Genomic DNA, 26965 nt, shown 5'->3' on the forward strand with positions numbered 1-26965 from the left:
GCGATCGATCACCCAATCGGGGTGTAGGCGAAGGGGCCGCCATGTCTGCGTAGTTCGGCGGCTCTGAGGAAGAAGGAGCTGCCCTAAGTGGGGTCCCACCGTCGTCCCAAGAACCCGAGCCGCGCCCGTGTCACCGTGTTCACCGCCACAGCCGCCGCGGCCGTCGCGCTCAGCTCCCAGGCCGCCAACGCCGCGCCTGCCAAGCCGAGCAAGGACGAGGTGAAGGCGAAGGTCGACGCGCTCTACCACCAGGCGGAGAAGGCCACCGAGGAGTACAACGGGGCCAACGAGAAGCAGACCACCCTCCAGAAGGAGGTGGCGACGCTCCAGGACCAGGTGGCCCGCGGCCAGGCCGAGCTCAACACCCTGCGCAACGGTCTCGGTTCGCTCGCCAGCGCCCAGTACCGCTCCGGCGGTCTGGACCCGTCGCTGGCGCTCTTCCTCTCCGCCGACCCGGACAGCTATCTCGACAAGGCGTCCGCCGTCGACCAGTTGAGCGCCAAGCAGACCCAGGCGCTGGAGGCCATCCAGGCCAAGCAGCGGACGCTGGCGCAGAAGCGCGCCGAGGCCACCCGCAAGCTGGCGGACCTGGCGAAGGTCCGCCAGACGGTCGGCGAGCGCAAGCAGGCGTTCCAGGGCAAGCTCGCCGAGGCGCAGAAGCTGCTCAACACCCTCACCGCCGCCGAGCGCGCCAAGATCCAGCAGGACGACAAGCGCGCCAGCCGCGACGCCGGGCAGCGCGTCGACCTGGGCAGCGAGAAGCCCGGGTCCGGGCGCGGCTTCGCCGCCCTGAAGGCCGCCGCGACCCAGATCGGCAAGCCGTACCAGTCCGGCCACGAGGGCCCCGACTCCTACGACTGCTCGGGGCTGACCCAGTGGGCCTTCGCCCAGGTCAACGTCCACATATCGCGCGTCACGTACACGCAGATCAATGACGGCAGCCCGGTCAGCTTCAGCCAGCTCGCCCCCGGCGACCTGGTCTTCTTCAACAACCTTCTGCACGTCGGGATCTACGCGGGCGACGGCATGGTGCTCCACGCGCCCAAGCCCGGTGCCTTCGTCCGCTACGAGAAGATGAGCTACCTCGGCAGCTTCTACGGCGCCCGCCGCATCTGACACACCCACCGCGGTCGCCCGGCCGTCGTGACGACGGCCGGGCGTCCGCGTTCCTGCCGCCCCGCTGCCCGCCCGTCAGCGGCAGAGCAGCGCGGCGCGCAGGTCCACCTTGTGGTCGAGGCGCGAGAGGTCCCTGCCGGTGAGCGCCTCGATGCGCTCCACGCGGTAGTGGACGGTGTTGACGTGGACGTGCAGCGCCTCGGCGGTCCTGGCCCAGGAGCAGTCGTGGGCCAGGAACACCTCCAGGGTCTCCAGCAGCATCGCCCCCGAGCCGCGCCCGGCCTCCAGCAGCGGCCCCAGGACCGTCTGCCGGTAGACCTCGCGCACATCGGCGGGGATCCCCGCCATCAGCCGGCCCAGCCCGTCCAGGTCCCCAAGACCCAGCACGCACGGCGTCCCCGGTGTCGCGGCGCGGGCCGCCGCCAGCGCGTAACCGGCCTGCGCGAGTGCGGTGTTGAGCCCCGCCGGCGTGTCCGTTGTGGCGCTCACCCCGGCGTGCAGCTCGGACTCCGGCCGACAGCCGTGGATCAGCGGCCACACCTCGCGCAGCCCCGCCCGTACGTCAGGTGTCGTCCCCCGCTCGTGCGCGAGGACCGCCACCGCCTCGCCGCCGGGGCCGTGCGCCACGGCGAGGGCGGCGGACGGCAGATGGCGCAGCGCCTCCGTGAGCGCGGCCACGCCGTCGCCGCCCGCTCCCCCGTTCACCTCGGAGGCCGCCACGACCACGGTGTACGTGTCGGTGTCGGCGAGCCCGCAGGCCGTCAGCGCGTCCCGCACCCGCTGGGCGTCGAAGCGGGCGGCCCCCAGGGCGTCAACGAGGTCCCCGGCCGCCGCGGTGTTCGCCGCGCGTCCGCGCTCCAGGCGGAGCCGGTGGCGGCCGAGGAGTTCGGCTATCTCCTGGAGGACCCGGGGCGGCACCGCTCCCGGCTCGGGCAGGTGCAGGTGCCAGGTGTCGAAGTCGGTGGCGTCGGTCTCCACGCGGACCGTCGTGCCCTGTCCGGCCCGCAGGAGTTCCACGGCCCGCCGGGCGGGCAGCGGCGGCGCCTCGCCGGTCCGGGCCACCGTACGGCCGCTGCTGGTCAGCAGGTGGCAGACGGGCGTGCCGAGGTGGGCGAAGGCGCGGTCGAGCAACTCCCCGGCCGTCGCGCCCCGTTCCAGCGCCCGGTCGAGGTCGGTGCGCACGTTCTCGGCCAGCGCGTAGTGGTCGGTGGGGCGGCGGCTCAGCTCGCCCCACTGCCGTAGGTACACCGCTTCGGTGATGGCCCGGAAGCTGGTGTGACCGGGCACGGCTATCAGCGCGACGCGGTGCCTGCGGCACGCCTCGGCGAGTTCGTCCGGGACTTCGCCGTGGGTCTCCTCACCGGCGAGCAGCGCCACCGCGCCCGACTCGCGCAGCGCGGAGACGAACCGCTCGGTCTTGGCCGCGTCACCGTCCCGGCTCCACCACACCAGACCGCTCAGCACGATCTCCCCGGGCTGCAGGAACCGCGCCGGGTCCTCCAGGTCGGTCGCCGTCACTCCGCCGATCTCCTGGCCGAGCAGGCCCTCGTCACCCCAGACGAGGGAGAGGTCCAGCCGGTCCAGACGGAGGAGGTGGTCGACGTGCATAGGTGGCTCCTTGCGCGGTCACGGGACGGGCCCGGACTCACATTCACGAGGCGAATGCGAGAAGAGACATCGTAGATGCCCAATCCGAGGCGCGAAACAGCTCTTGGTTGATCCTCCAGCGAGCACCGTGCGGAGGTGGAGGTTTTCCGGGTTCGCGTCCAGTCGTGCCGTCGCGCTCCCCCCGGCTTCACTGGCCTGAAGACATCGGTCGGCGGTCGGGGGCAGGGATGGATCTGAACACGGTCACGGACGTACGGGACGCGCGTCGGCGCGAACCGTGGCGGCCCGGGGACGCCTGGCTGGGCGGGGGGACGTATCTGTTCTCCGAGCCGCAGCCGCACCTGCGGCGGCTGGTCGATCTGAGCCGGATGGGCTGGGAGCCGCTCACCCGGCACCCGGACGGTTCGCTGGAGATCGCGGCCACCTGCACCGTCGCCCAGCTGTCCCGCTTCGGCCGCCTCTCGCTGGACGCGCCCGCCGCCCCGCTGTTCGAACAGTGCTGCCGCGCCTTCCTCGCCTCGTTCAAGATCTGGAACATGGCGACCGTCGGCGGCAACCTCTGCAACGGGCTGCCCGCCGGACCCATGATCTCGCTCACCGCGGCCCTGGGCGGCGAGTGCCTCCTCCAGGCGCAGGACGGCTCCACGCGCCGGGTGAAGGTGGTCGACTTCATCACCGGCGCCGGAACCAAGGACCTCGCCGAGGGCGAACTGCTGCGCTCGGTCACCCTGCCCGGGCGCGCGCTGGAGTGCCGTACGGCCTTCCGCCAGGCGTCCTTGTACGGTCTGGGCCGCTCGGGGGCGCTGGTGATCGGGACGCTCGACCCGGTGGACGGCTCGCTGGCGGTGACGATCAGCGCGGCGACCGTGCGCCCGTTCAGGTTCTGGTTCCCGCTCGCCCCCGGCGCCGGGCGGCTGCGCGGGGCCGTCGAGGCGGCCGTCGGCGAGGCCGACTGGTTCGACGACATCCACGGACTGCCCGCCTGGCGGCGGCACATGGGCCTGCGTCTGGCCGAGGAAGTGCGGCGCGAACTGACCGGCACCGACCAGGAGGAGACCCGATGAGCTTCCACGTCGACATCAACGGCAGGCCCTTCGAGGAGGAGCCGCGCGGCGGCCAGTGTCTGCGCACGTATCTGCGCGAGCGCGGCTGGTTCGGGGTGAAGAAGGGCTGCGACGCCGGGGACTGCGGCGCCTGCACCGTCCACGTGGACGGCGAGCCGGTGCACAGCTGCCTCTACCCTGCGGTGCGCGCGGCGGGCCGCGCGGTCACGACCGTGGAGGGCCTGGCCGCCCCGAACGGTGAACTCCACCCCGTCCAGCAGCGGTTCCTCGACGCGCAGGGATACCAGTGCGGGTTCTGCACGGCCGGATTCCTGATGACCACCGCGGCCCTGGAGGCCGAGCGGGGCACCGCGCACGACGACGGCAAACTGGACGACCTGCCGCGCGCCTTCAAGGGCAACATCTGCCGCTGCACCGGCTACCGGGCCGTCGAGGACGCCGTGCGCGGCGTCCGGCACGTCGAACGGCCCTGCGCGGGCGAGGCGGTGGGCCGCAACGTGGCCGCCCCGGCCGGACCGCAGGTCGTCACGGGCACCGCCCGCTACACCTTCGACGTCGAGGTCCCGGGCCTGCTGCACCTGAAGCTGCTGCGCTCACCGCATCCGCACGCCCGGATCCTCGCGATCGACACCACGGCCGCGCTGCGCGTCCCCGGGGTGGTCGCCGTCCTCACCCACGAGGACGCGCCGGCGACCCTGTACTCCTCCGCGCGGCACGAACACCCCACCGAGGACCCCGACGACACCCGGGTGCTGGACGACGTGGTGCGCCATGTCGGCCAGCGTGTCGCGGCCGTGGTCGCCGAGAGCGAACGGGCCGCCGAGGAGGGCTGCCGCCGCATCGAGGTCACCTACGAGGTGCTGCCCCATGTGACCGACCCGGAGGAGGCGATGCGGCCGGGCGCGCCCGTCGTCCACGCGGGCAAGGGTCCCGAGGTGCGCATCGCGCGGGTGGAGAACAACGTCGCGGGCGAGGTGCACGGCGAGATCGGCGACGTCGAGCAGGGTTTCGCGGCGGCCGACGTGGTGTACGAGGAGACCTTCCGCACCCAGCGGGTGCAGCACGCCAGCCTCGAAACCCACGGCTGCGTCGCCTACTTCGAGCCGAAGGAGGACGGCACCGGCGAGCGGCTCACCGTCCGGTCGTCCACCCAGACCCCGTTCCTGACCCGGCGGGCCCTGTGCGCGCTGTACGGGCTGCCGCACGACGAGGTGCGGGTGGTCGCGGGCCGGGTGGGCGGCGGCTTCGGCGGCAAGCAGGAGATGCTCACCGAGGACATCGTCACGCTGGCCGCGCTGAAGCTGCGGCGGCCGGTGAAGCTGGAGTACACCCGCGCCGAGCAGTTCTACGGGGCCACGACGCGCCACCCGTTCACGATCGGCATCAAGGTCGGGGCCCGCGCCGACGGCACGCTCACGGCGGTGCGGATGCGGGTGGTCGCCAACACCGGCGCGTACGGCAACCACGGACCGGCGGTGATGTTCCACAGCGTGGGCGAGTCCTTCGCCGTCTACCGCGCCCCGCACAAGAAGGTCGACGCCTACTCCGTCTACACCAACGTCGTGCCCGCGGGCGCCTTCCGGGGCTACGGCCTGGGCCAGGTCACCTTCGCCGTGGAGTCCGTCATGGACGAGCTGGCCCGCCGCCTCGGCATGGATCCGCTCGTCTTCCGCGAGAAGAACATCATCGGCCCGGGCGAGGCCATGCACAGCCCCATCGGGGAGGAGGAGGACCTGCACATCGCCTCCTACGGGCTCGACCAGTGCCTCTCCGTCGTGCGCCGGGCCATCGAGGAGGACCGCAGCGCGGAGAAGGCCCCCGAGGGGTGGCTGGTCGGGCAGGGCACGGGCATGGCGATGATCGCCACCGGGCCGCCCGGCGGCCACTACGCCGACGCCCGCGTCACCCTGCTCCAGGACGGCACGTACGACATCGCCATCGGCACCGCCGAGTTCGGCAACGGCACCACCACCGTCCACAAGCAGATCACCGCCGGGGCGCTGCACACCACCGAGGACCGGATCGCGATCCGGCAGTCCGACACCGACGTCGTGCGCCATGACACCGGAGCGTTCGGCTCCGCCGGCACGGTCGTCGCGGGCAAGGCCGTGCTGCTCGCCGCGACCTCCCTCGCGGAGCGCCTGCGCACGCTCGCCGCACGCCACACCGGTGTGGCGCGCCACGCGTGCGTACTGGGGGCCGAGGCCGTGGACTGCGCCGGACGGCTCGTCACCCTCAAGGAGCTGTACGAGGCGGGACACGCCCTCGGCGCGGCGGACGAGCTGGCGGCCGACGGCCACTGGGGCGGCTCGCCCCGCTCGGTCGCCTTCAACGCCCAGTGGTTCCGCATCGCCGTGGACCCGGGCACCGGCGAGATCCGGATCCTGCGCAGTGTCCACGCCGCCGACGCGGGCAAGGTCATGAACCCCATGCAGTGCCGGGGCCAGGTCGAGGGCGGGGTCGCGCAGGCCCTGGGCGCGACGCTCTTCGAGACCGTGCGGATCGACGAGCGGGGCGAGGTCACGACCGCGGCGTTCCGCCGCTACCGCCTCCCCCAGTACGCGGACGTGCCCCGCACCGAGGTCCACTTCACCGAGACCGCCGACGCCATCGGCCCGCTGGGCGCCAAGTCGATGAGCGAGAGCCCCTTCAACCCGGTCGCCCCCGCCTTCGCCAACGCCCTGCGCGACGCCACCGGCATCCGCTTCACCGAGCTGCCGGTCACCCGCGACCGGGTGTGGCTCGCCCTGGACCGGGCGGCCCGCACCGTTGGCGGATAGACCGGACGATGCGAGTGGCGCACTCGTACCAAGCTCACAAATACCGGAGGAGGAGCCGAATATGGGTGGCACACGAGATTCCCCGCTCCGGCGGCCGGGTATCACTGGGCGCAGCCGCCGCACCGAGCGCCCCAAGGGGAGTCACGATGAGCCGCACGAGCGCCGCACCCCGCCCGGGGTCCGCCCGCACCGGATCCTTCGCGCTCTGGGGGAGCGTGGCCCACCCCGCCACGCTCACCGTGGCCGACCTGCGCCGGGGCTGGGAGCAGCACCACGCCGAGGTCGTCTTCGACTGCGCCACCGCGGGGCCGCAGCACCACACCTTCGACGGCCCGCTGCTGCGCGAGGTCGTGGCGCGGGCGCGCCCGGACTTCGACCCGGCCCGCCGCAAGGAGCGCTCCCGCTACCTGCTGGCCGTGCGCGGCGGCGACGGCCACCACGCGGTCCTGTCGTGGGCGGAGATCGACGCCGACTTCGGGAACGCGCCCGTGCTGCTCGCCACCCGGATGGACGACGAGGACCTCGGCGCGGCCGGGACCCAGCTCGTCGTCCCCTCCGACCGCTGCGGCGCCCGTTACATCAGCGCGGTCACCGGGATCTGGATCGGCCCCTGCCCGCCCGCGGAGACCGGTGCGCCCCGGAGCTGAGACCGCGCGGGAGCGAGGACGCCCAGGCCGACTTCATTCGTCCTTTCCTCCAGTGAGGGTCTCATTCGCCATGGAGGCTCCCACGAAGCAGTTGCAGATGAGAGCGGGGGCGCCCTAACGTGTCGCACATGCAGTCCTACACAATCGGCCAGGCCGCCCGCCTGCTGGGCGTCAGCCCCGACACCGCGCGGCGCTGGGCGGACGCGGGCCGGGTGGCGACGCACCGCGACGAGAGCGGCCGGCGCGTGATCGACGGCAAGTCGCTGGCCGCGTTCTCCGTGGAGATCGCGCAGAGCGACGAGGAGGACGCGTCGTACACCTCGGCGCGCAACGCCTTCCCCGGCATCGTCACGGCGATCAAGCTCGGCGACATCGCGGCCCAGGTCACCATCCAGGCCGGTCCGCACCGGCTGGTCTCCCTCCTCACCCGTGAGGCCGTGGAGGAGCTGGGACTGGAAGTCGGCATGCAGGCCACCGCCCGCGTGAAGTCGACCAGCGTGCACATCGACCGCACCTGACCCTCACGCGGCACGAAGAGACCCGGGCCGTCGGGCGCGGCCGGCCCACCTCCGCACTTTCCGTTCGTCCCCAAGGAGTCCAGACCCTCATGTCCCTCACCCTCAACCGCCGCCGTGCCGCTGCCGCCGCCCTCACCGCGGCCCTCCTCGTACCGCTCGCCGCCTGCTCGAACGACGACGACAAGAAGGACACGGGCGGGTCCACCCCGTCCGGCTCCGCCGGTACGGCCCCCAAGGCGAACCTGACGGTCCTGGCCGCCGCCTCCCTCACCGACGTGTTCAAGACGGCGGGCGCCGCCTACGAGAAGGCGCACCCCGGGACGAAGCTCACCTTCTCCTTCGCGGGCTCGCAGGAGCTGGTCGCCCAGGTCTCCCAGGGCTCGCCCGCCGACGTCCTGGTCACCGCCGACACCAAGAGCATGGACAAGGTGAAGGCCGACGCCGGCACTCCGACCGTCATCGCCAAGAACCGCCTGGTCATCGCCACCGGCAAGGGCAACCCGCACAAGGTCGGCGCCCTCAAGGACCTCGCGGACACCAAGCTCAAGGTCGTCCTGGCCGCCCCCGAGGTGCCCGCGGGCAAGTACAGCAAGCAGATCCTCGACGCCCAGAAGATCACGGTGAAGCCGGTCTCGCAGGAGCCCAACGTGCGCGCCGTGCTGAGCAAGGTCGAACTGGGCGAGGCCGACGCCGGTCTGGTCTACAAGACCGACGCCGAGAGCGCCAAGGGCAAGGTCGACGCGGTCCAGATCCCCGACGACCAGAACGCGATCGCCAAGTACCCGGCCGCCGCGCTCAAGGGCTCCAAGAACGCCGAGGCCGCCGCCGCGTTCGTGACCTGGCTCTCCTCGCCCGAGGGCCAGAAGATCCTCCAGGACGCCGGCTTCCAGAAGCCGTAACGGCCGGGACCACTCGGGTCGGGGGCTGTCCGTGTCGAGGGAACGGACAGCCCCTCCGCCTTCGCACCGCCTGTCTTCGGGACCGACTCGGGATCAACGATGAAACGATCAGGCGCACGCACCCGCGGCGCACGCCCGCCCCTCGCGCTGGCGGTGCCCGCGCTCCTGGCCGTGGCGCTCCTCGCGCTCCCCCTGGTCGGCATCCTCGTACGGACGAAATGGGGCGAGCTCGCCGGGCACCTCGGCTCGCCGGGCACCGTCCAGGCGCTCAAGCTGTCCCTGATCGTCTCCTCCTGGGCCCTCGGCCTGTCCCTGGTCCTCGGCGTCCCGCTGGCCTGGCTGCTGGCCCGGGTCCCCTTCCCCGGCAAGGCGTTCGTCCGCTCGCTGGTGCTGCTGCCGATGGTGCTGCCGCCGACCGTCGGCGGCGTCGCGCTGCTGCTCGCCTTCGGCCGGCGCGGGGTGCTGGGCCCGTGGCTGGAGGACACCTTCGGGATCACCCTGCCGTTCCACACCTCCGGCGCCGTCCTCGCGGCGACCTTCGTCGCGATGCCCTTCCTGATCATCAGTCTGGAGGGCGCGCTGGGCGGACTCCGGCCGCGTTACGAGGAGACGGCGGCCTCGCTCGGCGCCTCGCCCGCCCGGGTCTTCTTCACCGTCACGCTGCCCATGGTGGCCCCGGGCGTCATCGCGGGCGCCGCCCTCACCTGGGCGCGCGCACTGGGCGAGTTCGGCGCCACCATCACCTTCGCCGGCAACCTGCCCGGCACCACCCAGACCCTGCCGCTCCAGGTCTACCTCCTGCTCCAGGACGAACCCGAGGCCGCGACCTCCGTCTCGCTCCTGCTGCTCGCCATCGCCATGACGGTGCTCATCGCCCTGCGCGGACGGTGGACCGGCACCCCGGCCGACCGCACCCGCCGCGCCACCCCACCGGCCGGACCGGAACCGGCCGCCCCGGAGCCGCCCGCCGCCGCCGCGCCCGTCCCGCCCGCGCCCTCCGACGCGCGCTGGGCGCTGCACGCCGAGGTCACCGGCTTCACCCGGCTCACCCTGGCGGCCGAACCCGGCACCACCATCGCCGTCGTGGGACCCAACGGCGCGGGCAAGACCACCCTGCTGCGCGCCCTGCTCGGACTCACCCCGCGCGCCCACGCCGAACTCACCCTCGGCGGCGCCGACGTGACCCCCCTGCCCCCGCACCGCAGACGCGTGGCGTGGGTGCCCCAGGACGGCGCCCTCTTCCCGCACATGACGGCCCTCGCCAACACCGCGTACGGGCTGCGCGCACAGGGCGTACCGCGTGCCGAGGCCCGGCGCGAGGCCCAGATCTGGCTCGACCGCCTGGGGGTCGGCGCGCTGGCGCACCGCAGGCCGAACCAGCTCTCCGGCGGGCAGGCGGGCCGCGTCGCCCTGGCGCGCGCCCTCGCCGCGCGTCCCCGGCTGCTGGTCCTCGACGAGCCGCTGGCCGCGCTCGACCAGACCACGCGCGCCCATGTGCGCCACACCCTGCGCGCGCATCTGACCGGCTTCGGCGGCGTCTGTCTGATCGTCACCCACGATCCGGTGGAGGCCGTCTCGCTCGCCGACCGCGTCCTCGTACTCGACGGGGGCCGCTCCCTCCAGGACGCCTCACCCGCCGAGGTCACCCGCCACCCCCGCTCCCCCTGGGTGGCCCGGATGCTCGGCCGCAACGCCTGGCCGGGCACCGCCACCCCGGAGGGCCTCGCGATGGACGGCGGCGGCGTCCTGGTGGCCACCGACCCGCCGCCCTCCGGCACCCCGGCGCTGGCGATCGTGGCCCCCGAGGCGGTCTCCGTCCACCGTGAGAAGCCGGCCGGAAGCCCCCGCAACGTCTGGCCCGGGACCGTACGCGAGATCACCAGCAGCGGCAGCCGTCTGCGGGTCCTCGTCACCTCCGAGGAAGCACCCGACCTCGTCGCCGAGATCACCCCCCAGGCCGCCGCCGAACTCGGCCTGGCCGACGGGGTGTCCGTGTGGACCAGCGTCAAGGCGACCGAGGCGACGGTCGTCGCCCTCTGACCCGCTGCCCTCTGACCCGCTGACGGCCCCTGAGCCCCTTGTACGCGCAAGGGCCGCGCTCCCTGGCGGGGGGGGGCGCGGCCCTTCCTGCTGGTCAGAGGGGGGATCAGGCGGCGGCGAGCGAGATCTCGGTCGACTTGATCAGCGCGACGACGGGAGTGCCCGGGTTCAGACCGAGGTCGTCGACGGCGTCCTTGGTGATCGCGGCGGTCAGCTCCCCGCCCTCGACGAGGACCTTGACCGATCCCATGGCCCCGCCCGTCGACACCTCGGTCACGGCGCCGGCGAGCTGGTTGCGGATGGAGATGCCCGCGACCGGGCCGACGGCGAGGGCGACCTCGGTGGACTTCACGAGCGCCTTGACCGGCGAGCCCGCGGCCAGGCCCAGGTCCTTGACGGCGTCGGCGGTGATGGCGGCGGTGATGTCCTGCCCACCGGCGAGGCGCACCTTCACGGACGCCATCGCCGCACCGGTGGTGACGGAGGTGACGGTGCCGGGAAGCTGGTTACGAATGGACAGACTCATGAAATCACGCCTCGCAAAGCCGGAAGGATTGATTGTCACTGCTGTGACCTGGGCTGTCCGCGACGCTACCGGAAACGGAATACTCCCGAACGCCCACCGTCGCAGGCGCCAGCCGAACGGCGCATTTTCCTCGCGCATTCCACAAAGGACCACTGACCCCTATTTCCCGGCCCTTCCGCCCTTCCGACCAGGGCCTTACTGCTCTGACTCGGCTTCTTCGCGCATCCGGCCGAATGGCGGGAGCTCGCCGCCGCATTCCCCCCGCAGCACCTGCGCCGCGACGCTCAGGAATGCCGGAACGAGGTCGTCGGCGGGGCTGGGCCGCGGTACCGCCAGGCACGTTTCGACGGGGGGTGCGTCGGTGACCGTCAAATAGACGAGGTCCGGGCGGGAGTAGGTGTCCGCGACGCTCACCGGGACCAGTGAGATGCCCTGGCCGGAGGCGATGAGTTCGAACTTCGCCTCCAGCGAGGACGCCCGCCGCTTGCCGCTGTCGACGAGCCGTTCGCCGTCGAGGTCGGCCGTCGTGAGCGTACGGCGGCCGGCCAGCCGGTGGGTCACGGGCAGGCAGACGACCTTGTTCTCGTGGCCGATGGGGACGGTGTGCAGCCCCGCGTCCTCGAAGGGGCGCCGGAGGTAGGCCACATCCGCGCGGCCGTCACGCAGCGGTGCGTCCCGCTCCCACCAGCGCAGGGGAAACACATCGATCTGGACGTCCGGGTGGCTCGCCGTGAACGCCCGGATCGCGTCCGACACATGGAGGCCGGGCGAGAAGCCGACGACGAGCCGCTGTTCGCCTCGGTGCGCCTCGTGGACGCGCCGCAGCGCTCCCTCCACCACGGCCGAGATCTTTGACGACTCGTCAAAAAGCTTCCGCCCTGCGGGAGTCAGCTCCACGCTGCGCGTCGACCGCGTGAACAGCGGGCACCCCAGCTCCTGTTCGAAAGCGCGGATCTGCCTGCTGAGCACCGGCTGCGCGATGAACAGCGCTTGTGCCGCGCGGCCGAAGTGGCGGTGCTCGGCCACCGCGACGAAGTAGCGGAGCTTGCGCAGGTCCAGATCCATACCGTCACGGTATCAATGGGGCCCGAAGGGTATTGGACGCCCGCCCCGCACCGCTCGGAGACTTGCGGCGTGATCGCCACGCTCAGCGCGAGGCCCGGACCGCCGGTCACGCGGCGGGCGGTCACCGGCCGACGACGGCCGTGCGCGGCACCGCCACGGCTCCCCCGGCACCCCGAACCGACCACGAGGGAACAGCACATGACCGACACCCGCAAGACCGCCGTCATCATCGGTGCCTCACGCACCCTGGGCCTCGGGCTCGCCGCCGCGTACCTGCGCCGCGGCTGGGACGTCGTCGGCACGGTCCGCGGCGATCGGCGCACCGGCCTCCACGACCTGGCGGACTCCTCCGGAGGGCGGCTGACCGTCGAGTCGCTGGAGATGACCGACCCGCGACAGATCGCGGCGCTGCGCGAACGGCTCGCGCGGCGCACGCTCGACCTGCTCTTCGTCAACGCCGCCATCACACGCGGCGACCTCCCGATCACAGACGTTCCCACCGACATGTTCACCGACGTGATGGTCACCAACGCGCTCAGCCCGATGCGCGTGGTCGAAGCGCTCCGCCCGCTGGTGGCGCCGCACGGAACCATCGGCGTCATGTCCTCCGACCAGGGCAGCGTCTCCCTGAACACGGAAGGCGGGCAGGACCTCTACCGGGCCAGCAAGTCCGCCCTGAACCAGTTGATGCGGTGCTACGCGGCCCGCCGCACCGGGGACACCCGGACGCTGCTGCTGATGGACCCGGGCTGGGTCCGCACCGGACTCGGCGGCCCCGACGCCGACCTCAGCGTGGAGGAGAGCGTCCCCGGGGTGGTGGAGACGATCGAGCGCAACCAGGGCAAGCCCGGCCTGCGCTTCCTCGACCACGAGGGCAACACCGTGCCCTGGTAGGCCCGGCACGACGAGGCCGGCGCGCAATCGCGCGAGCGGCCCCGCCGCCGCTCGTCACTCCCCGGCGGCGCGGGTGTGGACCACCTGGTAGGTGTTGGAGTCCACCGAGGTCATGACCGAGGCGGTGCGCCGCTCGGCGTCCTGGCGGGCAGCGGGCTTCGCGTCCTGCGGCACGGCCTGGTAGGCGTCCCACGCCTCCTTGTCCTCCCACTGCGAGTAGGAGATCACGAAGGAGCCCTCGAAGCCGCGGGCGGCGATGCCCTTGAGGACGGTGTGCGAGACGAAGCCGGGCACGGCGTCCAGGAACGCCATCGACGGGCCGAGCGAGTCGACGAGCGCGTCCTGGTCCTTCTCCTCGACGCCGAAGACCGCGATCACCGTGTAGTCGGAGCGCGCCGGTGAGATCTCCACCCGGTCGCCCGACACGCTCTGGGAGTACGCGATCTCGTTCTGGAGCAGCCGGATCGAGGTCGTGAGCTCACCGAAGAGCGGGAGGGTGCGGTGCTCGAACTCCTCGGCGTTGTACCGGTCCTCCAGGTCGGCGCGGCTGCGCCACTGGATGAAGTTGGCCGTGCCCGGCCTGTCCACCCCGGCGTGCACGGTGGAGGACATCCAACCGGGGTAGGCCGCGGCGTCGACGATCTCGCGCATCGCACCGAGCAGCCCCTCCTGCTTCTCCGGGGCGTCGGTGGTGAAGATGTTGAGGACGGTCAGGTTCTCGTCCTGGGCGGAAACCTTGGGCATGCCATCTCCTCCTGCGAAGTACGGGCCACGTGAGGTACGAACCCGATCCGTTCGGCGGGCCGAACCACCGGCCCGGGACCACTCTGGCCGGGCTGAAAGGGCGTGGGGAGAGACCGCCCGATCCAGGGACCGGCAGACCCTGGAGCCGCGATCCCGTGCTCGCCGCGCGCGGGGCCGCGCGGTTGGGAGCGGATGGTGTGCGAACTGGCCGCGGCCCCACGGTTCCCGGCCGTTGCGCGGCAAAGCACTGCCCGGAGGTTGGCCGGCTCGCTAGACATGAGCCTGTCGTCCAGCAACGGAAGGGAACCATGGTGAACGGCATCATCAGCAAGAGCGCCAGAACACTGCTCACCCTGTCCGTCACGGCTGTGCTCGCCGCGGCGGGCGCAGGGGCCGCTCAGGCCCAGTCGCACACGAGCTCCCTCAACGCCTCGGGCAAGAACACCACGGCCCGCACCTCCGCCGAGGCGGCCAAGGCCGTCGTCGCCGCACGCGGGCACGGAGCGAGAACCGCCGCCCGGGGAGCGTGTTACCGCGCCCATGTCGCCGGCATCGGCTGGCAGAGCCCCGTCTGCAACGGTCAGGTGGCCGGCACCACGGGGCAGGGCCGGGCCATCGAGGCCCTGGAGATCACCACGTACGGTGTCGGCGGGATGTGCGCCCAAGCACATGTGGCGGGCACCGGCTGGCAGAACGTACGGTGCGGCGCCGACGGTCAGACCGTCACCGTCGGCACGACCGGGCAGTCCCGCCCCATGGAAGCCCTGTGGCTGAGTCCTTCCACCGGTACGGTCGGCGCACAGGCCCATGTCCAGAACTACGGCTGGATGGGCTGGCAGAACGGCAACCCCATCACCGTCGGCACGACCGGCGCGGCCCTGCGTCTGGAAGCGGTCCAGATCGTCGTCTGACGCGGCGCCCACACCGGCCGGTGTGACCTCAGCACATCACCACACGTCCGAAAACGCCGCCCCGGCCCCGAGCCGGGGCGGCGTCCCCCTCCGGGGGTGTCCGGGTGGTATCCGGCCCCCACCCCTCCGGCCCCCTTCCTGTCGGGTTTTCCGCTGCCCCTGGCCCATGGCGGCTCCTACACTTCCGGCAGCAGCAGCCGCTGCGGCACACCGCGGAAAGAGGGCACAGCCGTGGTACTCCTCGATTTGCAGACGCTCGCGGGCCGCGACACCGGCCCGGCCGAACCCGGGCGCGCGACGCACAGCGCTGCCAGCGTGTTCTTCTGCCCCAGCTCCATCACCGTCATCCTCTGTCTCGACGAGCCGCGCGACGACACATAGGAACAACCGGCACGGAGTTCACGGCCGAAGGCGTCAGCAGAGCTTGCGGCGACCGGCCTCGGGGATGAGGTCGTGCCATTGCTTCGCACTGAATTCCTGGCGGACGCGTCGGCAGAGGTCGGTGACGAGACCCTGCGGATCCAGCGGGTACGGCCGTGTCCGGCGTACCGATCCCAGCGCACCCCGGATTGATGCGCAGCCCGCCCACGGTCCGCCCATCAATCCGACGCCCGATCCTCCCCGACCCCAAGTCCCCCACACCACACGCCTGTTGACCATCCCGTACGACGCGATCAGCAAATTCCGCCCCATGCTTTTCCCCTCCCCCTTCCCGCGCTGTCGCGCGCACGCCAAGAATCTCCCCCGCGCCGGGCCACCTCGCCGCCCGGCACAGGGAGGAGAAGGCATGCTGCCCCAACGGCACCGGCGGTTCATCACCTGCACCGTCGCAGCCGCCGCCCTCGGACTGGTGGGCGCCCAGTCCTTCGCGGCGGCCGACGGCGCCAGACCCGCGCCGTGGCCCGCGCGCCACCAGGCCGACATCGGCCGACAGCACATCGAGGCGGTGCACGCGGGCAGGTCCCCGTTCGCCGCGTCCGAGGACGACGGCTCCGACGAGGCGGAGAACTCCGCCGAGGCAACCGCCCAGTACACCGAGGCGCGCACCGCACCCGGCGTCGTCGCTCCCGGGGCCTACGGCGCGGCCTGGGACCAGTTGCAGTCGATGCGGCACACGCCCGGGGACTGGAACCACGTCACTCAGAAGACGTACGACTCCGACGATCCGCGCTACCGCGACATCAACTCCAACTCCAGTGGCGGCTCGGGCAAGGTGACCGGGCGGATCACCGGGGTGGCCGCCGACGACCACGGGTATGTGTACGCGGGCGGCGCCAACGGCGGTGTGTTCCGTTCGAGGACCGGCGGCGGACACTGGCAGCCCATCGCCGACGCGCTCCCCTCCCTGTCCACCGGCGCGCTCGCCCTCGACGGCTCCCAGCGGCTCTGGTACGCCACCGGCGAGGCCAACACCGGGGCGACCTCCTTCGTGGGCACGGGCGTGTACGTCCTGGCCGACCCCCGGCACGGGCAGTTCCGCCCCGGCGGCCGGGTCGGCGGCGCCGAGCTGGAGTCCACGGTCATCCATGCCCTGCGCTTCGCCGGAACCACGGTGTGGGCGGCCACCAGCCGGGGCGTCTGGTCGCATTCGACGACGCGCCTGGCGGGACCGTGGAAGCTGGAGTTCGCCCCGAACCCCGAGTATCTGCCCGGCGGTTCGAAGGCGTCCGATCCTTCCGCCCCGTACAAGAACATCGCCAATGACATCGCGGTCGACCCCAAGGATCCGGCCAAGGTCCTCCTCGCGGTGGGCTGGCGGGGCGGTGACACCTACAACGGCCTCTACGCCCGGCAGGCGGACGGCGGCTGGAAGCCGGTCAGCGGCCTCGGTGACCTGCCCACCAACAGCGACGACGTGGGCAACCTGACCTTCGCCGCCGCCTTTGACGGCTCCCGTCTGTACGCCGTCGACCAGTCCCCGGCCCAGACGGCCACCAACCCGGACAGCGGCCTGAAGGGCGTGTACGTGTCCAGGTCGGGCTCCCCGTTCGGCCCGTGGACCCGGATCGCCGACTACTCCCGGCTCAGGGCGTCGGGCTCCGCGCTCCAGGGCGCGGGATACATGCCCGGCATCCAGTCCTGGTACAACGAGTTCCTCCAGGTGGACCCCACCGACGCCGGTCACGTCTACCTCGGTCTGGAAGAGGTCTTCGAGACCAAGGACGGCGGTACGAGCTGGTCCACTCCCGGGCCGTACTGGAACTTCGGGTTCCCCTGCTGGAGCATCGACCCGGCGAAGCAGACCGGCGACTGCTCCCCCACCACCCACGCGGACCAGCACGCGGTGGCCGTCGGCTCGTACCGCGGCAAGGCGTACGCCTACGTCGGCAACGACGGCGGCATCTACCGCCGCCCGCTGAACGGCACGCTCGACGCCGGTGGGCACGCGAACGACTGGCAGTCCCTCAACGACGGCACCCTCGACACCCTTCAGTACTACTCGGTCGGCGTCGGCAAGGACCTCACCAACGGCGGCGTCTCGGTCACCGGCGGCCTCCAGGACAACGGCCAGTCGATCCTACGCGGCCACGACAGGGTCATGGGTTCCGACTTCGGCGGCGACGGCGGCGACACCATCGCCGACCCCGCCAATGGCTGCGACATCGCCGAGGAGTACGTCTACCTCGACATGTGGGTGACCCAGGACTGCGGCGTCAACGACGGGAGCTGGACCAAGGACCCGAGCAGGGCGACCGAGTACGAGGTCGCCCCGCCCGACAAGGACCTCGGCGGTGACGGGGCCCGCTTCATCGCCCCCCTCGCCTCCGACGCCAAGGACACCGGCACCTGGGTGGCCGGCGGGCGCCACGTCTGGGTGCAGACCAAGGGGTTCGCGATCCGTTCGGGTGCCGAGTGGAAGAGCGCCTTCGACCTCGGTGCGGGCCATGTCGCCACCGCCGTCGCCGCGTCGGGCGGCACGGTGTACGCCGCCTGGTGCGGCCCCTGCAACAACCAGGGCTTCGCACGCGGCATCGCCGTGGGCAACGCCGACGGCACCGGCTGGCACCAGCTGGACCTGCCCGTCGACGGCACCGTCCCCAACCGCTACCTCTCCGGCTTCGAGGTGGACCCGGCCGACGCCCAGCACGTCTACGTCGCGGTCAACGGCTTCTCCCGCAAGTGGACCGAGGGTCCCGGCGCGGGTGTGGGCCACCTCTTCGAGTCCCGCGACGGCGGAGCCCACTGGACGGACATCTCCGCCGACCTGCCCGACATCCCGGCGAACTCGGTGAAGCTGCTGCCGGGCGGCGGCCTCGCCCTCGCCACGGACCTGGCCGTGTTCTACCGCCCGGCGCACTCCCGCACCTGGCGGGTACTGGGCGGCGAACTGCCCACCACCGCCGTCCTCCAGCTGAAGCGGGGCCCCGACGGCGACCTGTACGCGGCCACCCACGGCCGGGGCATCTGGTCGTTCGGCCCGCGTCGCCTCAGCGGCTGAGACGGCCGTGCGCGGCGCGGCCGGCGGGTCCCCCGCTCGGGATCCCGCCGGCCGCGCCAGCACCGCGAGCACCCCTTCGCCCGCCGCCCCGAAGTGACCTTGCGAGAACTCGCCACCACCACGCTCATCGCCCGCGCGCGGAGCTCACGGCCGGACCGACAGGGCGTGCTGGAAGACGTCACGCGGGTCCCAGCGGGCCTTGACGCGCTGGAGGCGCGGGTAGTTGTCCTTGTAGTAGAGGGTGTGCCAGGGAACGCCGGAGGTGTTCCACTCGGGGTCGGCCAGGTCGGTGTCCGGGTAGTTGATGTACGAGCCGTCGCTGACGGCGCCGGGCACGGGGACGCCGCCGGTGTCGGCGTACACGTCCCGGTAGAAGTTCCGGACCCAGGCGAGGTTGGCGGCGTCGTCCTGCTCGGCGGACCAGATCGTCTGGTAGACGGCCTTCATGACGACCTCGCGCTGGGCCACGGCCGTGGCGGTCGGGGCCACCGCGCCGACCTGGCCGCCGTATCCGACGAGGAGCATCCCGCCGCCCGCCGTGCCCGTGCTGTTGGTCAAGTTGCGGTGGATCGCGGCGAGTTGGGCGGCGGTGAACGAGCGGCGCAGATAGCCCGCCTTGATCTTGTACCGGCGGGTGCCGACGTTGCCGGGTTCGCCGGTGCCCGGCCAGGTGGTCGGGTGCAGCCAAGGCATCGTCAGCCAGGTCTCCTTCCCCCGGAGGCCGGTGCCCGCGTACAGCTCGCGCAGGAACTCCTCGACCAGCTGTCTCGCGCCGGGGATGTCCGCGTCGATCTGCACGGTCATCAGGAAGCCGCCCGCGGTGGCGTGGGAGGGGATGAGGATGGCGTACAGCCCCGCGTAGCGCGATCCGGGCGCGCTGTTGCCTTCGTGCCAGGTGCCGAAGTTGTGCAGCAGCCGGGTGAACGCCTGCTCGGTCATCGTGTCGTCCCACGGCCAGGTGACCAGGAGCGCGAGCTGTGCGCGCGGTGCGGGCGGCAGCAGCCGGGCCGGATCGCTCCCGCTCGCCCCCGGTGAACGCAGCCAGTACCGGGTGACCACCCCGAAGTTCCCGCCGCCCCCGCCCGTGTGCGCCCAGAACAGGTCGTGGTGCGGGTCGTCCGGCTCCCGCGTGGCCACGACGGCGCGCGCGGTGCCGTCCCGGCCGACCACCACGACCTCCACGCCGTACAGATGGTCCACCACCGATCCGTACCGGCGTGACAGCGGCCCGTACCCGCCACCGGCGAAGTGTCCGCCCGCCCCCACCTCGGGGCAGCCCCCGGCGGGGACGGTCACGCCCCAGCCCTTGAACAGGGTGCGGTAGACGTGCCCGAGCGTGGCTCCGGGCCGCACCGAGAACGCGCCGCGCGCCGGGTCGTATCCGACGGCGTCCATGGGCGACAGGTCGAGGAGCATCCGCACCGACGGGTCGGCGGTGAAGTTCTCGAAGCAGTGCCCGCCGCTGCGGACCGCGACCGTACGACCGGAACGCACGGCGTCGTCCACCGCGCGCACCACCTGCTCGGTCGAGCCGACGACACGGATCTCGTCGGGCCGTCCGACGAAACGAAAGTTGTTGCCGCGCAGCAGGCTCTCGTACCGGGTGTCACCGGGCCGCACCGTCACCGGCCCGAACGGCGGCTCCTGCGGGGCCGTACCGTCGGCGGCCGACGCCGTGGGTGCGCCCAGGGCGCCGGCGCCACCCGCGGCCACCGCCGCACCGGCCGCGCCCAGCAGCCCGCGCCGGCTGAGCGGGTTGAGGTGGGATCCGTTCACCACGACCTCCAGTCCGGGCCGGTCCATATCACCCACCCCGGGCAACACGCCGCCAGGCCCCGTAGAATCCGTAACTCACCGTCCATGGCTGATTTCTGACGCCCTATCATGCCTCAGCGCCACGCCCGCACCAACCCGTGAGGGCCGACCGCCGAACCGGTCAGGAGGAGACGGTCCCCCGGGAGCGGTAGACGATGTACGGGCGGACGAGATAGCCCAGGGGCGCGGTGAAGGCGTGGACCAGGCGGCTGAAGGGCCACAGGGCGAACAGGGCCATGCCGAGCAGCGCGTGGAGCTGGTAGACCAGCGGCGCGTGGGCCATGGCGGAGACGTCGGGGTCGAGGGTGAACAGGGACCGGAACCAGAGGGAGACTCCGCGCCGGTAGTCGTAGGGGTCGTGTTCCAGGGTGGTGGCGGTGGCCGTGAGACCGGCCAGGAGGACGCAGAGCAGGACCGGGTAGACGGCCCGGTCGCTGCGGCTGGTGGCGGCACGCACGGCGGGCACGTGCAGGCGCCGGTGGAGCAGGACGGCCAGGCCGGTGAGGGTGGCGAGGCCCGCGGTCCCGCCGACGGCGAGGGCGTTGGCGTGGTAGAGCCACTCCCGGACGTGGAGGCGTTCGGTGAGGGATTCCGGCACCAGCAGCCCGATGGCGTGGCCCGCCGCCACGAAGAGGAGTCCGTAGTGGAAGAGCGGCCCGCCGACGCGCAGCAAGCGGTGTTCGTGGAGCTGGCTGGAGCGGGTGGTGAAGCCGAACCGGTCGTAGTGGTGGCGCCAGGCGGTGCCCGCGACGAGGACGGTGAGTACGAGGTAGGGCAGCACGCCCCACAGGGCGATGTGCAGGTGTTTCACCGGGTGGGCTCCTCCCCGTGCGGGGGGTGGGGGGTGTGGGGTGGGTAGGGCTGGAGGCCGACGAGTTCGACGGGCGGACCGGTGCGGGCGAGCCCCAGGGCCGCGTCACGCCCGGCGGGGCGCGGGCCGGGCAGGGTCCGGCAGACCGCCTCCACGACACCGGTGTAGGGGCTGTGGTGGGCTTCCAGCGCGTAGCGCAGCAGTTCGAGGGCGGGCCGGTACTCGCACAGCAGCGGGACACCGGCCTCGGGGCTGCGGGCGGCGAATTCGAGCATGAGGGGCAGGTGGTCGGGCAGTTCGTCCTCGGGCACGAGCCAGCTCTGCTCGCGGTAGAGGGACTTGATGCGGGCCAGTGACGCACCGCGGCGGCGGGTGTCGCCGTCGGTGTAGTAGGTCAGGTACAGACAGCGCCGCCCGCTGCGGTCGAAGGTGGCGACGTACTGGGCGGCCAGGGCGAGCGGCGCGGTGTCCGCCACCTCGGCGCAGAAGCGCAGCAGATGCCCGACCTCCGGACCGGGGACGGGCTCCAGCGCCGTGCGGACGGTGTGCAGCCGATCGGTCCAGGTGCGCCCGGGGTAGCCGAGCAGCAGGGAGGCGGCCTGGTGGACGACCGGGCGGCTCACCGGACTCCGTCCGCGTCACGGGGGAACAGACCGTCGGGGCGGCCCTTGCCGTTCCAGTTGAGGAGGTTGATCCGGCCGCGCGGTGAGCCACTGGCGGACTCGGGCTCGCGGCCGGGCGCGGGCGGGGCGTGGAAGGCGTCGGCGTCGAAGCCCGCGCCGGGCATCATGCCGGGCCCGCCCGCCCCGTCGAGACTGCACCCGTCGAGGTCGCCGCCGGGCGACGGGGATCCGGTGTAGCCGGTGGGCACCACGTACCGCTCGTCGTACTTGGCGAGCGCCAGGAGCCGGTACAGGTCGAGGACGTCCTGGGCCTCCAGGCCGACCGCCCCGGCGATGCGCGGGTCCTGCTCCTCGCCGAGGTTGACCCGCCGCATGTGGGTGCGCATGGCCGCGAGCCGGCACAGCGCGGCCTCCACCGGGGCGGGATCGCCCGCGGTGAAGAGTTCGGCGAGGTAGGCGAGCGGGATGCGCAGCGAGTCGATCGCGCCGAACAGGGCGGCCGGGTCCTCGCCGTCGTGCCCGCTCGCGGTCAGCGCCTCCACCACCGGGGAGAGCGGGGGCACGTACCAGACCATCGGCATCGTCCGGTACTCCGGATGCAGCGGCAGCGCCACCCGGAAGCGGGTGATCAGGGCGCGGACCGGGGAGCGGCGGGCCGCCTCGATCCAGTCGTGCGGGATGCCCGACGCCTCGGCGTCCCGGGCCACCTGGGGGTCGTCGGGGTCGAGGAAGCAGCCGAGCTGCGCCTCGTACAGGTCCTGCTCCCGTTCGGTGGCGGCGGCCTCGCCCACCTTGTCCGGGTCGTAGAGCATGACGCCGAGGTAGCGCAGCCGCCCCACGCAGGTCTCCGAGCAGACGGTGGGCTCCCCCGCCTCGATGCGGGGGTAGCAGAAGGTGCACTTCTCGGCCTTGCCGGTCTGGTGGTTGAAGTACACCTTCTTGTACGGGCAGCCGGTCACGCACATCCGCCAGCCCCGGCACCGGTCCTGGTCGACGAGGACGATGCCGTCCTCGATCCGCTTGTACAGCGCGCCGGACGGGCAGACCGCCACGCACGACGGGTTGAGGCAGTGCTCGCAGATGCGGGGCAGGTAGAACATGAACGCCTGCTCGTACTCCAGGCGCACCCGCTCGTTCATCTTGCGCAGTACGGGGTCGGCGGCGAGCTGCTCGGGCCCGCCGCCGAGGCTGTCGTCCCAGTTGGGGCCCCAGGTGATCCGGGTGGGGCGGCCGTCGACTAGGGAGCGCGGCGGGGCGGTGGGCACGTCGTCGCCGAGCGGCGCGGTCGTCAGGTTCTCGTACTCGTACGTCCACGGCTCGTAGCAGTCGTCCAGCGCGGGCAGGTCGGGGTTGGCGAAGAGGTGCGCCAGGCGGCGGGCCCGGCCTCCGCTGCGGGGCACCAGACGGCCGTTCTTGAGCCGCCAGCCGCCCTTCCACTTCTCCTGGTCCTCGTGGCCCCGGGGGTATCCCTGTCCGGGGCGGGTCTCGACGTTGTTGAACCAGACGTACTCGGTGCCCCGGCGGTTGGTCCAGGTCTGCTTGCAGGTGACCGAGCAGGTGTGGCAGCCGATGCACTTGTCGAGGTTCATGACCATGGCGACCTGCGCCATGACCCTGCGGCGCCCGGGCGCGGGCGTGTCCGCGTGCTCGCTGCGAGCCATTCAGTACTCCACGTTCTGCGAGCGGCGCCGGATCGTCGTCACGGCGTCGCGCTGGTTTCCGGTCGGGCCGTAGTAGTTGGGGGCGAACGACAACTGGCCGTAGCCGCCGATCAGATGGGTCGGTTTGATCAGGAGGCGGGTCAGCGAGTTGTGGACGCCGCCGCGCCGCCCGCCGGTCTCCGCCTTGGGGACGTTCACCAGCCGTTCCTGCACGTGGTACATGAACACGGTGCCGCGCGGCATGCGGTGGGAGACGACCGCCCGGGCCACCACCACGCCGTTGGCGTTGACGGCTTCCACCCAGTCGTTGTCGGCGGCGCCGATGGCCTCGGCGTCCTGCGGGCTCATCCAGATCACCGGGCCGCCCCGGGCCAGCGTCTGCATCAGCAGGTTCTCCTGGTACTCGGAGTGGATGGACCACTTCGAGTGCGGGGTGAGGTAGCGGACCGTCACCGCGCGGCCCTCGCCGGGCTCCTGCGGCCCGAGGGGTTCACCGAGTTCGTCCAGGTTCAACGGTGGCCGGTAGAGCGGGAGTTGCTCGCCCAGTTCGGCCATCCAGTCGTGGTCGAGGTAGAAGTGCTGGCGTCCGGTGAGGGTGTGCCAGGGCTTGTTGTGCTCGGTGTTGATGGTGAAGGGGTAGTACCGGCGGTCGGGCGCCTCCTTGCCCGACCACTCGAAGCTGGCTCCGACCTGCACGGGGCGCTCCTGGGTGTCGGAGAACACCACCCGGCGTTCGGCCACCGACGCGGCCAGCTCCGCGAGCCCCGCGCCTTCGCCCACCCGGTCGGCCAGCCGGTCGAAGCCCTCGGCCGCCAGACGCCCGTTGGTGGTGCCGGAGAGCGCGAGGATCGCCTCGCACATCTTGACGTCGGTGTCCAGGAGCGGGCGGCCGAGGGCGGCGCCCCGGGTGGCGGTGCCGCAGCGGGCGGCCAGCCAGTGCCCCTCGGGGCCCGGGTTGACGGTCAGGCCCTTGACCGTCATGCCGTGCTCCTCGGCCAGCGGGCCGAACGCGGCGAGCCGGTCCGCGACGGCGGTGTAGTCGCGCTCGACGAGCGTCACCGCGGGGGCGGTGCGGCCGGGTTCGGGGGCGGTGCGCCCGTCGCGCCAGTCGGTGACGCGCCCGCCCGGCTGGGCCGTCTCGCCCTCCGTGTCGTGCTGCAGCGCCGTCGCCACCAGGTCGTGCGCCACGCCGAGGCGGCCCTCGGCCAGTTCGCTCACCTTGCGGGCCAGGCCGTGGAAGATCTCGAAGTCGGTCCGGGCCTGCCAGGGCGGGTTGATCGCCGGGGTGAAGGCGTGCACGAAGGGGTGCATGTCCGTGCTGGACAGGTCGTGCTTCTCGTACCAGGTGGCGGCCGGCAGCACGAGGTCGGAGAAGAGCGTCGTGGAGGTCATCCGGAAGTCCAGGGTGAGCAGCAGGTCGAGCTTGCCCCGGGGGGCTTCCTCCTCCCACTCCAGCGCCCGTGGCCGCTTGTCGCGCGGCGCCTCCCGGGCGCGCGCGTTGTCCTGGGCGCCGAGCAGATGGCGCAGGAAGTACTCGTTGCCCTTGGCGGAGGAGCCGATGAGATTGGCCCGCCACACGGTGAGCACCCGTGGCCAGTTGCGCGGGGCGTCCGGCGCCTCGGCCGCGAAGTCGAGCTCTCCCGAGGCCAGCCGCGCGGCCACCCAGTCGGCCGGTTCCCGCCCGCTCTCGCGCACTTGCCGTCCCAGGTCGAGCGGGTTGGCGCTGAAGGTGGGGTAGGAGGGCATCCAGCCGAGCCGCATGGACTGGGTCACCAGGTCGGCGGTGTGCCGCCCGCCGAAGGTGCCGCGCGCGGTGGGCGAGGCGAGCGCGTCGGCGGCGTACGACTCGTAGCGCCACTGGTCGGTGTGGAGGTACCAGTACGGTGTGCCCGCCATCTGCCGCGAGGGCCGCACCCAGTCCGCCGCCGAGGCGAGCTGCTGCCAGCCGGTGTAGGGGCGCACCTTCTCCTGGCCGACGTAGTGCGCCCAGCCGCCGCCGTTCACCCCCTGGCAGCCGGTGAGCAGGAGCAGCGACAGGAAGGAGCGGTAGATGGTGTCCGAGTGGAACCAGTGGTTGGTGCCCGCCCCCATCACGATCATGCAGCGGCCCCGGGTCTGCTCGGCGGTGCGCGCGAACTCCCGCGCGGTGCGCACCGCAGCCCCGGCCGGTACGGAGGTGACCGCCTCCTGCCACGCGGGGGTGCAGGGCTCGGTGGCGTCGTCGTAGCCGGTGGGCCAGCTGCCGCGCAGGCCGGGCCGGGCCACCGCGTACTGGGCGAGGAGCAGGTCGTACACCGTGGTCACCGGGCGCCCGCCGAGCTCGCGCACGGGCACGCCCCGGGTCACGGTCGCACCGGGTTCGTCGAACCGGGGCAGGACCACCTCGACGCCCTGTCCGGCGGTGGCGCCGTCGCCGTGGTGGTGGAAGGTCAGCAGCGGGTCCACACCGCCCAGGTCCAGGTTCCACCGCCCCTCGGCGCCCTTGGCCCAGCGGTCGCCGAGCGTCCCGCGGGGAACGACCACGTCGTCGGTGTCGGCGTCGACGAGCACCGGCATCCAGTAGCGCGTCTCGGGGGCCGCGTGCTGGGCGAGTCCCAGGTCGGCGGCGGTGACGAACTTCCCCGGTACGTACCGTCCTTCGCCGTGCTCCTCCAGCGCCACCAGGAACGGCAGGTCGGTGAAGCGCTTCACGTAGTCGGTGAAGTACGGGACCTGGCGCCGGACGAAGTACTCGGTGAGCACCACGTGCCCCATCGCCATGGCCAGCGCGCCGTCGGTCCCGGGGTGCGGGTGCAGCCACTCGTCGGCGAACTTCGTGGCGTCGGCGTAGTCGGGCGAGACCACCACGACCTTCTGCCCCCGGTAGCGCGCCTCCGCCATCCAGTGCGCGTCCGGTGTGCGCGTCACCGGCACGTTCGAGCCCCAGAGCATGAGGTGGGCCGCGTCCCACCAGTCCCCCGACTCCGGCACGTCGGTCTGGTCGCCGAAGACCTGCGGCGAGGCGATCGGCAGGTCGGCGTACCAGTCGTAGAAGGAGATCATGGGCGCGCCGATCAGGGAGTGGTAGCGCGCGCCCACCGCGTGCGAGGCCATCGACATGGCCGGGATCGGTGAGAAACCGGCGATCCGGTCCGGCCCGTACTCCTTGAGCGTGTGGACCTGGGCCGCCGCCGCGAGTTCCAGCGCCTCCTCCCAGTCGACGCGCACGAAACCGCCGTGTCCGCGCGCCGACTGGTAGCGCCGCCGTTTGACCGCGTCCGCGCTGACCTCCGCCCACGCGGCCACCGGGTCGCCGCCGTGGCGCCGTTTGGCCTCGCGGTACATCTCGACGAGCACACCGCGCGCCATGGGGTGGCGCACCCGGGTGGGCGAGTAGGTGTACCAGGAGAACGAGGCGCCGCGCGGGCAGCCGCGCGGCTCGTACTCGGGGCGGTCCGGGCCCACGCTCGGGTAGTCGGTCTGCTGGGTCTCCCAGGTGATCAGCCCGTCCTTGACGTACACCTTCCACGAGCACGAGCCCGTGCAGTTGACGCCGTGGGTGGAGCGGACCACCCGGTCGTGGGCCCAACGTTCGCGGTAGGGGCGGTCGTTGACCGTCTGATCGGTGCGGAACTCGGCCCGCAGATCGGGCGTCGTGGGCGCCCTGCGCAACATCTGGCCCGCCTTGAACAGCTGATCAGCCGCATCGGCGGCCATCCGAGCCGCCTTCTCCGCACGCACCCGGCCTCGCACCACCCACCACCACCCTGCTTGCGAACGCGACGGAGCAACGCCCACCGAGCCGGGTGGGCGCGCAACCGCTTA

General features: G+C 72.4%; 20 protein-coding genes. 11 read left to right on the forward strand and 9 right to left on the reverse strand.

The window, feature by feature from the left end:
• The first annotated feature begins 87 nt into the window (after positions 1-87).
• A complete protein-coding gene (locus AB5J87_RS01925) occupies positions 88-1116 on the forward strand; it encodes an NlpC/P60 family protein (RefSeq protein WP_369373173.1) in 1029 nt (342 codons plus the stop codon).
• A gap of 75 nt (positions 1117-1191) precedes the next feature.
• Here AB5J87_RS01925 and AB5J87_RS01930 read toward each other — a convergent pair whose 3' ends face one another.
• Entirely contained in the window at positions 1192-2724 is a 1533-nt protein-coding gene (locus AB5J87_RS01930) for a PucR family transcriptional regulator (protein ID WP_369373175.1), read from the reverse strand.
• A 227-nt stretch (positions 2725-2951) separates the two neighbouring features.
• On the opposite strand from AB5J87_RS01930, the gene AB5J87_RS01935 reads away from it, so the two are divergent.
• The 6 genes from AB5J87_RS01935 to AB5J87_RS01960 all read left to right on the forward strand — a co-directional run bounded on the left by AB5J87_RS01935 (position 2952) and on the right by AB5J87_RS01960 (position 10672).
• A complete protein-coding gene (locus AB5J87_RS01935) occupies positions 2952-3788 on the forward strand; it encodes a xanthine dehydrogenase family protein subunit M (RefSeq protein WP_369373177.1) in 837 nt (278 codons plus the stop codon).
• Positions 3785-6568 carry a molybdopterin-dependent oxidoreductase gene (locus AB5J87_RS01940; protein WP_369373179.1) on the forward strand — a complete coding sequence of 928 codons (2784 nt, stop codon included), beginning with the start codon at positions 3785-3787 and terminating at the stop codon, positions 6566-6568. The genes AB5J87_RS01935 and AB5J87_RS01940 overlap by 4 nt, the downstream gene beginning before the upstream one ends.
• 146 nt (positions 6569-6714) lie before the next feature.
• Positions 6715-7215, forward strand: coding sequence for a molybdopterin-dependent oxidoreductase (locus AB5J87_RS01945; RefSeq protein ID WP_369373182.1), 501 nt, complete (start codon positions 6715-6717; stop codon positions 7213-7215).
• Positions 7216-7343: 128 nt separating this feature from the next.
• Positions 7344-7733, forward strand: a complete 390-nt coding sequence (locus AB5J87_RS01950) for a molybdopterin-binding protein (RefSeq protein WP_369373185.1) — start codon at positions 7344-7346, stop codon at positions 7731-7733.
• An 89-nt stretch (positions 7734-7822) separates the two neighbouring features.
• Positions 7823-8632: a molybdate ABC transporter substrate-binding protein gene (modA, locus tag AB5J87_RS01955; RefSeq protein WP_369373187.1), complete on the forward strand. Its 810-nt coding sequence runs from the start codon at positions 7823-7825 to the stop codon at positions 8630-8632.
• 99 nt (positions 8633-8731) lie between these two features.
• Positions 8732-10672, forward strand: coding sequence for an ABC transporter permease (locus AB5J87_RS01960; RefSeq protein ID WP_369373189.1), 1941 nt, complete (start codon positions 8732-8734; stop codon positions 10670-10672).
• A gap of 106 nt (positions 10673-10778) precedes the next feature.
• Here the strand turns inward: AB5J87_RS01960 and AB5J87_RS01965 are convergent, their stop codons facing one another.
• Together AB5J87_RS01965 and AB5J87_RS01970 are read right to left on the reverse strand one after the other, a co-directional pair.
• Positions 10779-11198 (reverse strand): molybdopterin-binding protein, encoded by a 420-nt coding sequence (locus tag AB5J87_RS01965; protein ID WP_369373192.1) that lies wholly within the window; start codon positions 11196-11198, stop codon positions 10779-10781.
• A 195-nt stretch (positions 11199-11393) separates the two neighbouring features.
• Complete coding sequence (locus tag AB5J87_RS01970) at positions 11394-12263, reverse strand: LysR family transcriptional regulator (protein ID WP_369373194.1); 870 nt, start codon at positions 12261-12263, stop codon at positions 11394-11396.
• A gap of 198 nt (positions 12264-12461) precedes the next feature.
• On the opposite strand from AB5J87_RS01970, the gene AB5J87_RS01975 reads away from it, so the two are divergent.
• Positions 12462-13157, forward strand: a complete 696-nt coding sequence (locus tag AB5J87_RS01975) for an SDR family oxidoreductase (RefSeq protein ID WP_369373197.1) — start codon at positions 12462-12464, stop codon at positions 13155-13157.
• A gap of 54 nt (positions 13158-13211) precedes the next feature.
• On the opposite strand, the gene AB5J87_RS01980 is transcribed toward AB5J87_RS01975, so the two are convergent.
• Positions 13212-13901, reverse strand: a complete 690-nt coding sequence (locus tag AB5J87_RS01980; RefSeq protein WP_369373199.1) for an antibiotic biosynthesis monooxygenase — start codon at positions 13899-13901, stop codon at positions 13212-13214.
• A gap of 308 nt (positions 13902-14209) precedes the next feature.
• On the opposite strand from AB5J87_RS01980, the gene AB5J87_RS01985 reads away from it, so the two are divergent.
• The 3 genes from AB5J87_RS01985 (at position 14210) to AB5J87_RS01995 (ending at position 18251) form a co-directional block, all read left to right on the forward strand.
• Positions 14210-14812 (forward strand): polysaccharide deacetylase, encoded by a 603-nt coding sequence (locus AB5J87_RS01985; protein ID WP_369373202.1) that lies wholly within the window; start codon positions 14210-14212, stop codon positions 14810-14812.
• 231 nt (positions 14813-15043) lie between these two features.
• Positions 15044-15193, forward strand: a complete 150-nt coding sequence (locus AB5J87_RS01990) for a SapB/AmfS family lanthipeptide (protein WP_369373204.1) — start codon at positions 15044-15046, stop codon at positions 15191-15193.
• A 406-nt stretch (positions 15194-15599) separates the two neighbouring features.
• Positions 15600-18251: a glycosyl hydrolase gene (locus AB5J87_RS01995; protein ID WP_369373206.1), complete on the forward strand. Its 2652-nt coding sequence runs from the start codon at positions 15600-15602 to the stop codon at positions 18249-18251.
• Positions 18252-18395: 144 nt separating this feature from the next.
• Here AB5J87_RS01995 and AB5J87_RS02000 read toward each other — a convergent pair whose 3' ends face one another.
• The 5 genes from AB5J87_RS02000 to AB5J87_RS02020 all read right to left on the reverse strand — a co-directional run bounded on the left by AB5J87_RS02000 (position 18396) and on the right by AB5J87_RS02020 (position 26857).
• Positions 18396-20054, reverse strand: a complete 1659-nt coding sequence (locus tag AB5J87_RS02000; RefSeq protein ID WP_369373208.1) for an FAD-dependent oxidoreductase — start codon at positions 20052-20054, stop codon at positions 18396-18398.
• 133 nt (positions 20055-20187) lie between these two features.
• On the reverse strand, positions 20188-20877 hold the full coding sequence (narI, locus tag AB5J87_RS02005) for a respiratory nitrate reductase subunit gamma (RefSeq protein ID WP_369373210.1): 690 nt from the start codon (positions 20875-20877) through the stop codon (positions 20188-20190).
• On the reverse strand, positions 20874-21500 hold the full coding sequence (narJ, locus tag AB5J87_RS02010; protein WP_369373212.1) for a nitrate reductase molybdenum cofactor assembly chaperone: 627 nt from the start codon (positions 21498-21500) through the stop codon (positions 20874-20876). Before narJ ends, narI begins: the two co-directional genes overlap by 4 nt.
• On the reverse strand, positions 21497-23161 hold the full coding sequence (gene narH, locus AB5J87_RS02015) for a nitrate reductase subunit beta (RefSeq protein WP_369373214.1): 1665 nt from the start codon (positions 23159-23161) through the stop codon (positions 21497-21499). Before narH ends, narJ begins: the two co-directional genes overlap by 4 nt.
• On the reverse strand, positions 23162-26857 hold the full coding sequence (locus tag AB5J87_RS02020) for a nitrate reductase subunit alpha (RefSeq protein WP_369373216.1): 3696 nt from the start codon (positions 26855-26857) through the stop codon (positions 23162-23164). It abuts the gene before it with no gap.
• Positions 26858-26965 lie beyond the last annotated feature (108 nt).

This window comes from Streptomyces sp. cg36, assembly GCF_041080675.1.
Classification (GTDB): Bacteria; Actinomycetota; Actinomycetes; order Streptomycetales; family Streptomycetaceae; genus Streptomyces.

What these genes read in the sequence shown, in the direction of transcription:
- AB5J87_RS02020 (WP_369373216.1), bottom strand. Translation starts at nt 26,857, where the DNA reads ATGGCCGCCGATGCGGCTGATCAGCTGTTCAAGGCGGGCCAGATGTTG.
- AB5J87_RS01970 (WP_369373194.1), bottom strand. Translation starts at nt 12,263, where the DNA reads ATGGATCTGGACCTGCGCAAGCTCCGCTACTTCGTCGCGGTGGCCGAG.
- AB5J87_RS01975 (WP_369373197.1), top strand. Translation starts at nt 12,462, where the DNA reads ATGACCGACACCCGCAAGACCGCCGTCATCATCGGTGCCTCACGCACC.
- AB5J87_RS01950 (WP_369373185.1), top strand. Translation starts at nt 7,344, where the DNA reads ATGCAGTCCTACACAATCGGCCAGGCCGCCCGCCTGCTGGGCGTCAGC.
- AB5J87_RS01995 (WP_369373206.1), top strand. Translation starts at nt 15,600, where the DNA reads ATGCTGCCCCAACGGCACCGGCGGTTCATCACCTGCACCGTCGCAGCC.
- AB5J87_RS01960 (WP_369373189.1), top strand. Translation starts at nt 8,732, where the DNA reads ATGAAACGATCAGGCGCACGCACCCGCGGCGCACGCCCGCCCCTCGCG.
- AB5J87_RS01980 (WP_369373199.1), bottom strand. Translation starts at nt 13,901, where the DNA reads ATGCCCAAGGTTTCCGCCCAGGACGAGAACCTGACCGTCCTCAACATC.
- AB5J87_RS02000 (WP_369373208.1), bottom strand. Translation starts at nt 20,054, where the DNA reads ATGGACCGGCCCGGACTGGAGGTCGTGGTGAACGGATCCCACCTCAAC.
- AB5J87_RS01965 (WP_369373192.1), bottom strand. Translation starts at nt 11,198, where the DNA reads ATGAGTCTGTCCATTCGTAACCAGCTTCCCGGCACCGTCACCTCCGTC.
- AB5J87_RS01945 (WP_369373182.1), top strand. Translation starts at nt 6,715, where the DNA reads ATGAGCCGCACGAGCGCCGCACCCCGCCCGGGGTCCGCCCGCACCGGA.
- AB5J87_RS01930 (WP_369373175.1), bottom strand. Translation starts at nt 2,724, where the DNA reads ATGCACGTCGACCACCTCCTCCGTCTGGACCGGCTGGACCTCTCCCTC.
- AB5J87_RS01935 (WP_369373177.1), top strand. Translation starts at nt 2,952, where the DNA reads ATGGATCTGAACACGGTCACGGACGTACGGGACGCGCGTCGGCGCGAA.
- AB5J87_RS01940 (WP_369373179.1), top strand. Translation starts at nt 3,785, where the DNA reads ATGAGCTTCCACGTCGACATCAACGGCAGGCCCTTCGAGGAGGAGCCG.
- AB5J87_RS01985 (WP_369373202.1), top strand. Translation starts at nt 14,210, where the DNA reads ATGGTGAACGGCATCATCAGCAAGAGCGCCAGAACACTGCTCACCCTG.
- modA (WP_369373187.1), top strand. Translation starts at nt 7,823, where the DNA reads ATGTCCCTCACCCTCAACCGCCGCCGTGCCGCTGCCGCCGCCCTCACC.
- narH (WP_369373214.1), bottom strand. Translation starts at nt 23,161, where the DNA reads ATGGCTCGCAGCGAGCACGCGGACACGCCCGCGCCCGGGCGCCGCAGG.